This is a genomic window from Fibrobacter intestinalis (assembly GCF_900167415.1).
Lineage (GTDB): Bacteria > Fibrobacterota > Fibrobacteria > Fibrobacterales > Fibrobacteraceae > Hallerella > Hallerella intestinalis.
In genome coordinates, this window is record NZ_FUWU01000082.1 from 1 (window position 1) to 9,374 (window position 9,374).

The 9,374-nt window shown below is 52.8% G+C and carries 15 protein-coding genes; 4 read left to right on the forward strand and 11 right to left on the reverse strand.

Annotation, left to right across the window (positions count from 1 at the left end; all coding sequences use genetic code 11):
• The 3 genes from B5D40_RS14150 to B5D40_RS14160 all read left to right on the forward strand — a co-directional run.
• Window positions 1-283 (forward strand): hypothetical protein (locus tag B5D40_RS14150; protein WP_078777435.1); only part of this gene is annotated, 283 nt, incomplete at its 5' end.
• Window positions 274-678 carry a retropepsin-like aspartic protease gene (locus B5D40_RS14155; RefSeq protein WP_158222044.1) on the forward strand — a complete coding sequence of 135 codons (405 nt, stop codon included), beginning with the start codon at window positions 274-276 and terminating at the stop codon, window positions 676-678. The genes B5D40_RS14150 and B5D40_RS14155, both read left to right, overlap by 10 nt.
• A 144-nt stretch (window positions 679-822) precedes the next feature.
• Window positions 823-1,041, forward strand: a complete 219-nt coding sequence (locus B5D40_RS14160) for a hypothetical protein (protein ID WP_095849438.1) — start codon at window positions 823-825, stop codon at window positions 1,039-1,041.
• A 4-nt stretch (window positions 1,042-1,045) separates the two neighbouring features.
• Here the strand turns inward: B5D40_RS14160 and B5D40_RS14165 are convergent, their stop codons facing one another.
• From B5D40_RS14165 to B5D40_RS16580, 7 genes are all read right to left on the reverse strand, one after another.
• Complete coding sequence (locus B5D40_RS14165) at window positions 1,046-1,960, reverse strand: hypothetical protein (protein ID WP_078777438.1); 915 nt, start codon at window positions 1,958-1,960, stop codon at window positions 1,046-1,048.
• Window positions 1,961-2,218: 258 nt separating this feature from the next.
• On the reverse strand, window positions 2,219-2,407 hold the full coding sequence (locus tag B5D40_RS14170; RefSeq protein ID WP_078777439.1) for a hypothetical protein: 189 nt from the start codon (window positions 2,405-2,407) through the stop codon (window positions 2,219-2,221).
• Window positions 2,391-4,043: a phage head morphogenesis protein gene (locus B5D40_RS14175; RefSeq protein WP_078777440.1), complete on the reverse strand. Its 1,653-nt coding sequence runs from the start codon at window positions 4,041-4,043 to the stop codon at window positions 2,391-2,393. Before B5D40_RS14175 ends, B5D40_RS14170 begins: the two co-directional genes overlap by 17 nt.
• Before the next feature lie 3 nt (window positions 4,044-4,046).
• Window positions 4,047-5,279 carry an anti-CBASS protein Acb1 family protein gene (locus tag B5D40_RS14180; RefSeq protein WP_078777441.1) on the reverse strand — a complete coding sequence of 411 codons (1,233 nt, stop codon included), beginning with the start codon at window positions 5,277-5,279 and terminating at the stop codon, window positions 4,047-4,049.
• 24 nt (window positions 5,280-5,303) lie between these two features.
• Complete coding sequence (gene terL, locus B5D40_RS14185) at window positions 5,304-6,707, reverse strand: phage terminase large subunit (RefSeq protein WP_078777442.1); 1,404 nt, start codon at window positions 6,705-6,707, stop codon at window positions 5,304-5,306.
• Entirely contained in the window at window positions 6,704-7,186 is a 483-nt protein-coding gene (locus B5D40_RS14190; RefSeq protein WP_143394305.1) for a hypothetical protein, read from the reverse strand. Before B5D40_RS14190 ends, terL begins: the two co-directional genes overlap by 4 nt.
• Window positions 7,165-7,338 (reverse strand): helix-turn-helix domain-containing protein, encoded by a 174-nt coding sequence (locus B5D40_RS16580; protein WP_143159390.1) that lies wholly within the window; start codon window positions 7,336-7,338, stop codon window positions 7,165-7,167. The genes B5D40_RS14190 and B5D40_RS16580 overlap by 22 nt, the downstream gene beginning before the upstream one ends.
• A gap of 118 nt (window positions 7,339-7,456) precedes the next feature.
• Between B5D40_RS16580 and B5D40_RS14195 the strand changes: the two genes are divergently transcribed.
• Window positions 7,457-7,960 (forward strand): hypothetical protein, encoded by a 504-nt coding sequence (locus B5D40_RS14195; RefSeq protein WP_143394304.1) that lies wholly within the window; start codon window positions 7,457-7,459, stop codon window positions 7,958-7,960.
• 5 nt (window positions 7,961-7,965) lie between these two features.
• On the opposite strand, the gene B5D40_RS14200 is transcribed toward B5D40_RS14195, so the two are convergent.
• From B5D40_RS14200 to B5D40_RS14210, 4 genes are all read right to left on the reverse strand, one after another.
• Entirely contained in the window at window positions 7,966-8,337 is a 372-nt protein-coding gene (locus tag B5D40_RS14200) for a RusA family crossover junction endodeoxyribonuclease (RefSeq protein WP_158222043.1), read from the reverse strand.
• A 2-nt stretch (window positions 8,338-8,339) separates the two neighbouring features.
• Window positions 8,340-8,486 (reverse strand): hypothetical protein, encoded by a 147-nt coding sequence (locus B5D40_RS15765; protein ID WP_158222042.1) that lies wholly within the window; start codon window positions 8,484-8,486, stop codon window positions 8,340-8,342.
• The gene (locus B5D40_RS14205) at window positions 8,483-8,908 is read right to left on the reverse strand and encodes a D-Ala-D-Ala carboxypeptidase family metallohydrolase (RefSeq protein WP_078777446.1); all 426 of its coding nucleotides are present in this window, start codon (window positions 8,906-8,908) and stop codon (window positions 8,483-8,485) included. The genes B5D40_RS15765 and B5D40_RS14205 overlap by 4 nt, the downstream gene beginning before the upstream one ends.
• A 38-nt stretch (window positions 8,909-8,946) precedes the next feature.
• Window positions 8,947-9,374: restriction endonuclease subunit S (locus B5D40_RS14210; protein ID WP_200804183.1), on the reverse strand; the 428-nt coding region annotated here is incomplete at its 5' end.

Below are 9,374 nucleotides of genomic sequence, written 5' to 3' on the forward strand. Positions count from 1 at the left end.
AGGTTTGGCTATCATGATAACGGATGTCAAAATGGACTACAATCACGACGACGACCTTGAATTTTTCAAAGCGAACCAAGATGATCTTGTGAAAAAGTACAATGGCAAGCAGCTTGTTATTCGCGAGTGCGATGTTATCGCTGCATTTGATTCCGTTGGCGAGGCTTTTGATTACGGATGCAAAAATTATGGAGCAGGAAACTTCTCTATTCAGCACTGTATAGCAGGAGAAGGTGCCTATACGTGTAAAATTTCTACGGTATATTCATTTCTGTGCCTTTAGTAATCACTGAAAGTTTTAATCTTGATACGAACCTGCTTTGCTCGCCGTGTTTGGTGTACGACCCGCTGACAGGCAATAGCTGCCACGCCAAAGCCATTTGGGACACCGGGGCAACGCTTTCGTGCATTTCGCCAAACATAGCTAAAACGTTGAACTTGTCCGCCGTAGGAACAACGACAAACCATACGGCAAACGGATCGACAGCATCAAACAAGCATATTGTAGATATTGCGATTGGAAACATTCGTTTTCAAAAAATCGCAGTGACTGCTCCCCCTCTTCCAGATGATTTCGTTCTAATCGGGATGGACCTGATTGGGCTTGGCAAATTCACCGTTCAAAATATGAATGAGAACGGAGAAGTAAAAAAGGTTCTTACACTCGAATTGCCTTAAATTTTGTAATATGCGAGTCTGGTTCATGCAGTCTCTCGAAAATGCCGAGAGGCTGGTCTGTGGATGAAAATGCGAAAAGTCGCCCGGCTGGCGACACGATTAGGCTGATTTTTATGTATTTTTTTGAAAAACGGAGGTTTGATTATGGTTTTCTTTGGAAACTACTTTGAAAAGGAAAAAGCGCAAGTTTTTACATTAGAACCTACGGGACGTCTATGCCTTGATTATCCCGGCAACAAAGAAACCCTCGTTTTAAAAAAGGGGATTAGTGAGAATGAGCTATTCCAACTGGCCAAAGAGGGGTTCGAAAAATTCAAAACCGCCTTCGAAAAACTCGATTTGCCGCAGGATGTTTTATTGTAGCCATTTAATGTTTTTTAAGTGATTCATCAACATCGGGAGCCTTGTCCGCACCAAGCTTTATCATGTCCTCCCATTCCTTTAACGGTCCATACAAATACGTTTGTAAAAATTTTCGTCCAAATTCGCTTTCAATCAAAGTACCAAAATGTGTAAAGCTTTCCGCGCCAATGGATTTTGAATTCCAATACGATTTATTATGCCCATATCCCAAAGAAAAACGACCTTTAAACACTCCATGTATAATATCTGATATTGCCGACGCTTCGTGTTCATGGTAATAATCGATTTTATTGTTTGCATTTTTGCAAATCGTGATTTTACCGAAAATCATTTTGTCAGGAATTGGGAGAGAAGAATACCCCTCCAAAAACTTCGTGCCGATATAGGCATTCTGCTTCCTTTCTTTGCTGAACCATGCCGGAAAAGGATTTGTCTTTTCGTATTCCTTGATAAAGTCGTCAGCTTCTTTCAGCAATGAAGACCGCAGGGCTTTTGAAACGCTTTTACCAAAATCCATGGCTTCAGAAATATATCCTTTGTATCCGCACGCTTTTCCTATTGCAAAGTCCAGCGCATGGCCTTGTTCATGAAGCATTGTCGTCCCTTGACCTCGAAGATTTGTTTTTGCACATTTCATATAAATTGAAATTTTGTTATCAAAAGGGGTAAAATACGCTTCATCTTTGGAAATGTCATCAATGGTGTTTTCCAACAAACGGCTAGCCTTGATGTAATTTTTCGGGCGTTTTTTCAGTTGTTCTTTTATGGCGTTTACATAGTCATTGCCGATTGTTTTCGCCAAATCCCACGTAGCTTTTGGAAGAGCACACAATATTTCCCGACGTTCGTCCCAGCGGGCCTGAATTTCCGCGCGCTGTTCAGGGGTCCTCTTTGCGTGCCTGTCGTTGGCTGCGGTCATCAGCCGGAGCTTGCGTTCCGCCTCTTGCACCCTCTGTTCGGCGGCTTCCGTCTCCGCCCTCGCCTGTTCCAGCTTGCTCGGTGTCTTATTTTTATGTATATTGGTAGGACGGAGAAATTATTATTACGGCAGAAGAAGCAAAATGTATATACGAAAAAAAATGTCAATGACGAAAATGTTGTTGAAGTTTTTGAAAATAAAACTTTTTATGGTTTTAAAACGGAAAACAAAATAAAGAAGTGACATTTTGAGTCTAAACTAGTATTTGCCTTTTTCTTCAAAACCGGCAAAGGCGTGACGCTTTTTGAAGAAAAAGAAAGCTCTGTCATAACCTTTCAAATCTTCATAAACTTCGTCATTAGGACAATCATTTCTATGGATGATTGTCTCTTGTCCCCACTTTAGTATGTAGGACATTGTATCGCTATTTTTAAATGCCGGTATCATATTTCAAGGCCTCTTCAATAAAATATAATTTTTCTGTTGACAAAGAGCCTCCTCTAGCAAATACAGAGAACATTTCCGCAAAATAATCCGAAACATCTTGCAAATTCATAGCGTACCTGCTTATTGGATTCCTTTCTGCGTCTCTCAATTCCACCAATTTCCCATAGAAAATTTTCCCTCTGATGTCAAAAACGTAATGCCCTATTTCGTGGTCTATGATATGCTTCCGAACCTGTTCCGGCTTGTCGATGGCGTAGTCGCGCAGGCCGTAACGTTTGGCGTTCTCGATAATATGCAGGTTAAAAAATTTCTTCGGATTTCCGAATGCGTCGTTGAACTGGCTGGGATTTATGAACAACTTCCCGTTCAAATATCCGGCGATCATATCCACCGATGACTCCTTTATTTCCTTGAATTTCTCCAGCCCGAATTTTTTTAGAGTCTTTGGAATTTCCTCTCCTAGTGCCTTGAGGCTTGCGACGGTCAGTTTGTCTTTCAAATCGCCATCAAGTATATTGGTGGATTTTTCTTTGATTATGGAAATCCATTTTTTACGGACATTCGGGTCTTCCTTGGCTATCTGTATATCGAACGATCTTTCAAGCGATTCCGCCCGCAATTTTCGAATTTCTTTCTCCAGTTCGGAGTTTCTGGCGGATAGCCTGTTCATTTCCAGTTCCGCCTCCTTAGCCTTTTCCTCGGCTTTCGTCGCCCTCTTTTCCGCCTCCTCGGCCCTCTCTTCCGCCTTTGCGGTCTCGGCCCTCGCCTGTTCCAGCTTGCTGGGCGCCTTTTCCGGTGGTTCCGGGACTTCCTTCACGTCGTACTTGCCGTCTATGCGCGGGTCCCACGGCACGCTGGTGCAGCGGCACTGGAAGTCCGTCCCCGGTTCGCCGTGGTACATTCCCGCCGTCCTGCCTTTCTTCACAAGCCCCTCCGGGGTCTCCTCGTAGTAGTGGTCCGGGTCGCCCACGGCGCAAATCATGTCGTTCATCGCCGCGTGGGTCGGGCGCGTCCGTTCGTCCGTGGTGGCGAGCCAGCGGTAGTACCGGATTCCCGCGCTCTCGTAGGTAGCCATGGTGGCGGCGTTGTTCAGCTTCCCCGTCTCCGTCCGGGCGATGAGTTCCGCACGGTGCCTCGTCTTTGCGGGCAGGATCTGCTCCACCTCATGCTCCACCTGGTACTTGTTCTTGCCTTCGCTTTTCGCCGTGTATATGGCCGTGGCGATGTCAGCCTTTCCCTGCGTGTCCGCACTGATGCAGAGCTTCTGGAAGGTATCGACCCAGTCCTTCTTCACGCTTTCGGAGACGGCGGGCGGGTAGTATGGGACGCCTATGGTCATCTCGGAGAATTTAACGAGCGACTGCTGGGCGTTCACGATGATGGCGTCGGCGATTTTCCAGACCTTCTCCATGAAGCCGTCCCCGAATGGCTCGGATGCATCCTCGTCGGAAAATCTTTCCAGCTGTTCCGCCACGCTTGCGGTCCACGAGCGCAGAAGCTCGCCCCTGAGTAGCGACTGCAGTTCCCGTTCCTCACGCATGGGGTAGAACGCCTGGGCGGAAAGCACGGGGGGACGCCCCCTCTTTGACTTTACGCGCAAAACGTTGCCGACGAATCGCCCGAAGTCGCCTTCCATTTGCTATCCCTCCACGCTGATGTTGAAGGAATGCCCGTTCACGAATACGCCCGCGCGCACCTCGTCCGGCGTGATTACGCCAGTCTGTATGTATTTCGTCAGGTATTCCGCCTGCTTCGCCATGGCCTCGTTCATCTCGTAGTCCGTCATCTCGTACAGGGAGCCCCACTCGAACTCGCCCATGTCCCTGCCAAGGTTTCGCCGGGCGATGTCGGCCACCAGACGCTCCGCCGGGCGGTAGAGGTAGTTAGAACGCCAGTTGGACACAAGGTCGAAAAAGGCCTTCGTGTCGCCCTCGTTGGTCTGCGCCAGCCCCGTCGCCGACTGGCCGAAAAGGATGGACACCGGGATGCCGCAGCACGCCGAAACGCGGTTCACCAGCTTCTGCAACAGTTCCGGGATGCCGCCGAAGCTGTGGCTCTTGAAGTCGAAGCTGTCGCCCGCGCCGAGATAGACCGCACGCATGGAGCTCATGCCGAACTTCACCACGGACATCAGTTTCTGGAGATCGTCAACCCCGCATCCGGGGCGGCTCATCATCTGGTTGAGTCCGTCGAACCTGAAGATGGAAAGCCCGTTCTCCTGAGCCATGGAGACCGCGCTGCCGAATGTGGCCGCCAAGTCCTTTATCGCCTGTTCCGCGGGCTTCAAAAATCCCGTTCCGAAGAAAGCCTCGCCGATACTAGATGAGGAGGCAATGACATCCGGCAGCGTCTTTCCGTGGACGACGGCGACCCTTTCCGGGGATACCGGGACGGACTTCCCGTCCATGCGGCGGACGTTGAATCTTTTCGGTTTCTCGCCGTCGAAATCCGTCACGGAAAGCTCCACCGCGCCCGCCGAATAGACCCGGTAGCCCTCGACCTTTCCCCTTGCCGGAGGCGGTTCCGAAACGTGGGTGTCGTCCTCGTATTCCGTCACTATCACCGCGCCGCCCGTAAGCCGTTGCGCCTCTCCGGCCTTGCGGAGGGCCTCTATCAGCCCTTTCCTGGAACATTCCTTGAAAGCGCGCCCGTCGGCGTCGCCGATGATGGAAATGTCGTGCTTCAGGGCAGACTCCGGCACGCTTTCGACGATGCGTGCCGCTACGCCGTCCTGCACCTTCATTGTCGCCAGTTCCCGAAGGTCAGCCCCCGAATAGGCCGAAGCCCTGACGTGCTCCGCCTTGTCCATTTCGAGCGTCCCCATGCCGGTCACGGCGTTGGTGTATGCCCCGTCATCCATTCTTTCTGCCATTTTTCGTTCTCCTTGTTTGCAAAGTCAAAGAATCCCCAGAACCCCACGCCCGGAACCTGCGCACAGGTAGTCCAGGGCCTGTGTCGTCGCGTCCACGCGGTCGTCGTGGGGAGCGTTGGGAAATGATGTGATTTCGGCCACGTAGTCCGCCACCCAAGGGTGTTCCGTGTCCATCGGCGGGATGAAGACGTTGCCTGCCTCGAAAAGAGGGGACACCGCATATGCCCTGGCCGTCTTGCTCCCCCTCGGCGTGTAGGGTACGATTCCCGGAATCGCCGAACCGAGGGACGAGATGATGGCCGATCCGTTGGCCTTGTCCTCCACCACCTTTCCGTAGGCGTCCGGCCACTTGAGCGTCATCGCCCTCATGGCACGCTGCTGCGAAACGAAATCCATCTTTTCGGCAACGCAGTCCATGAGGTAGAAGTTGCCGCCGGACTTCATCCATACCTGCCCGGACACGTTGTCCGAGTTCTGGGCGTCCTTGAACGTGAAGTCCCACGACTGAACCATGGTGTCGAATACGGCGGGAAGCGTCGCCCTTGTCCAAGTCCTCAGCCATTCCCTCTTGAACACGCCTCCGCCCCTCGGCGTCGGACGCTGCTGGTAGAGCGCGCTCCATTCGTATTCGCCCACATTCGCGCGGATGCGCTTGAGCATGTCCAGTCTGTATCTTTCCGGGTGCAGCGCCTCGCCCGCCTTCCTATGCGTTTCGTCGTGTTCCGATATGGCCGGGTAGTTCACGACGGTCCACCTGTCCATTCCTTCCTGCGTCTGCGCCTCCATGAGCCGCCCGGCCAAATCGTTCTCGTGCCACCGCGTCTGCGTCACCAGCACGCCGCCTCCCGGCGAAAGGCGTGGGTAGGCCGTGGAAGCGTACCAGTCCATCACGCCCTCGCGTATGGTCGGGGAATCCGCGCTCTTCCTGTCCTTGATGGGGTCGTCGATGTTCAGGATGTCGGCTCCCATCCCGGTGATGCCGCCTCCCACCCCTGTGCTGCGGTAGCTCCCGGAATGTCCCGGAATTTCGAAAAACTCCGACGTGCGGATGGAACCGTCCCTTTTGGACTTCGTGAGCCGTATATCCGGAAAAATCTCGACATATTCAGGCAAATCCATGATCCGCTGGACGTCCTTGTTCATCCGCCTCGCCAGATTGTCGCCGTATGATGCCGCAATGATGTTGCAGTCCGGCCAGATGCCGAAGCACCACGCCGGGAATCGCCTCGACACAAGCTCGCTCTTGCCGTGCCTCGGCGGCATCGTTATAATCATCCGTGGCGATTTTCCGGCACGCGCGTCCAGCATGAAGCGCATCAGCCTGGCGCAGATTTCGCGGTGCACCCATCCGGCCTTATAGTCCGGCTTCGTCGCCAGCGTGAACGCCATCAGGTTGCGCCGCGCAAGCTCTATCATCGCCGCGTTCATTCCACTGCCTCCGAATATACGCCCATCCTTGCCGCCTCCGTCTCTATTTCCTTTTCCGTCGGCGGCTCGCTTGCCTTCACGGCATCGGCAAGGCCTAGCCCTCCCGCTTCCGCCGTGGCCTCAAGCACCTTGATTCTCGCCAGCTTCTCCGCCGCGATGTCTGTCGCCCCGGAAAGGTCGAGGATGAAACGGGCGGCCTTCAGGTCTCCTGAAATTGCCTTGGCGATAAAGACTCCTATGATGCCCTTCCGTGCAGATACCACGTCGCCCGGTTCAATGCCGATTTCTGACAGTATTTCTCCCAGTTTCCCGTCCGTGTTCACCGGGATGTCCAGCATCGAGTTCACAAGCTTCCTGAACTTTGCGCGGGCACGGCTTTCCGCCGCCGACACGGAGCCTCCCTTGCGGGCTATCTTACGCATCCACTCGCGACGCTCTGTCGTCCCCGATTCTGGAATCAGCTGTTTCTCTCCCACCATTGCAGGAACTCGCTCCATACCACTGTGATGCGCCCGCGCTTCCCGTTGCGGCGGGCAGGAAGACCTCTGGTCGCTATCCATTCATATACGGTGTCCGGGCAGAATCCGATCCTGTCCGCAAGCCCCTTTATGTTCATATACTCTTCGTCCATTTTCTCTCCGGCGTTTTACTACAATATATATTTTTAAATGGCATATTGACTGAAAATGTCAATACGGTTTGACATTTTACGTCACATCTGTTCGTCAAATAATGACATGCAGGTTATTATGGAATTGAAAAAACTCGGGAAGATGTCGGTACGTGCAGGATGGGTGGACGGGAACGTCACCGCATCGGAGGCCTACGCCCACCTCATGGAGAAAAAGGCAACCGGCAAGGACCAGCCGGCACTTGGACGCCCCGTATCCCTCGCACTCATCGCAAGGACGCTGAACTACGGGAGGGAACCGGGACAGACGATTTCAGGCCACAAGTACGGGCGTATTCCGGCACGCCCATTCATGCAGCTTGCAGAAAAGAAGATGGCCGAAAAGATGCCAGAAATCCTCAAAGCGTATCTTCCGGGAATGCTTTCCGGGAAGATGTCGAAGACCGCCTTTTTGGAGATGCTCGGTTCCAGGATGGCCGGGGAGATCAAGGACGCCATGACCAATGGACAATGGACGCCACTCTCCCCGAATACCGTCAAGCGTCGCCGCCACGGCGGTTCGCAGCCCCTCATCGATACGGGAACGCTCCGTTTGTCCGTATCCTTCGAAATAGAAAAGTAGGGCGGCTATTCCGCAGCGGAAATTTCCACGGACACGGACGGCTTCCCTTTTTCGTAGCCATTCGCTATCTCGATATTGCGTACGACGTTCCAGCCGTCGTCCGGGATGATTTTTGTATCGACCAGCAAATCCAGGACGCTGGACGCCTGGTTGTCGGAATCGCGTCGGCGCAAGTCTCCGTGGGTGAACACGAACCGGATTTTTAGCGGCGGCTGCGGGATGCCCCCGCGGCAATTCGTCAAGGCTTCGAAAACCTTTTCATCGTGCCATTTCCGGAAAGCCGCGCTCGGGAAAGTACGCCCCGTCCGCCTGTCCACGACCCGTGAATTCTTCTTGCTCGGCGTCTCGCCCGTAAGGACGATTTTAAGGCTTTCCACGGTCATTTCCTCCGTCGGAAAAGCTCGCCGAACATGTCGCGCAGAATATCGAAGAGGGAAAAGGCGAGGACCGCGATTCCGAAAGCCGTCCCCAGCGCGTAAATCGAAAATTTCACCGCCTTCGTGGAAAAGTCGATTGCGTCCATCATTTCTCCATCACCTGCATCCGCGGCTTCTTTTCCGCTTCCGGAAGCCCCACGTGGATGAAGCGTATGCGCTTTGAGGTTACGCTCCGATAGGCTATCAGCTGGTCTATTTGCGAGATGTTCCGTTTCAGGATTCCCAGCAGTTCGGCGTTGCCCTTGGCGTCCGTCCCCCGGATGTCGGCGGCAAGCCCTTTCAGGTGGTAGGAGCTTTTTACCCCGCCCGCCTTTTCGTTCACCGCCTCCGAGCGGAACGCCGAGTTTACAATTATCGGCTTTCCGTAGATGTTCCGGACGCATTGCAGGAATCCGGCCAGCGAGTGCAGGTTCACGAACTGTTCCCACGTCTCCGGGAAGTTGGGAAGCCCGGTCGAGGTGGAGAGCATCTCTTTCAGCGTGAAATTAGGGAAGATTTTTTCAGATTTCATGGTTTTCAATCTTTGTTAGTTTGTCTTCATAAATTTTGTTAATTTGTATCAAAACAAGCGGCAGACATACTCTCCCAACGGGTCCCCAATCCGGAAAACGTCTTTGTATGTAAACGGCGGCATTTTATTTGCCACCCCCCCACCGCTAAATACGATTCCGCAACATTCAGCCTGTTCACTATTTCAATCTGCTTTTCAAGCGGCGGCAGAATCACGGGAAAATTCTCCAAATCCACGGTTTTAAGGAAGTGGATGACCCCGCTTACGCGCTGCTTCAAATCCCCCCGGCGACTGCAAAGATAGTGATAGAGGTATTTCGGAATCACGTATTCCGAGGCCGTAAGCACAAAGCACATCTCACCCGCAAAGAACCGTTCCCGGCGATAGCCGATATCCCCGGCGTTGCCCTTTTTTATGACCAACACCCGGTCGCCCGGAAAGTTCCATTCGTCCAGATAGCCCAAAG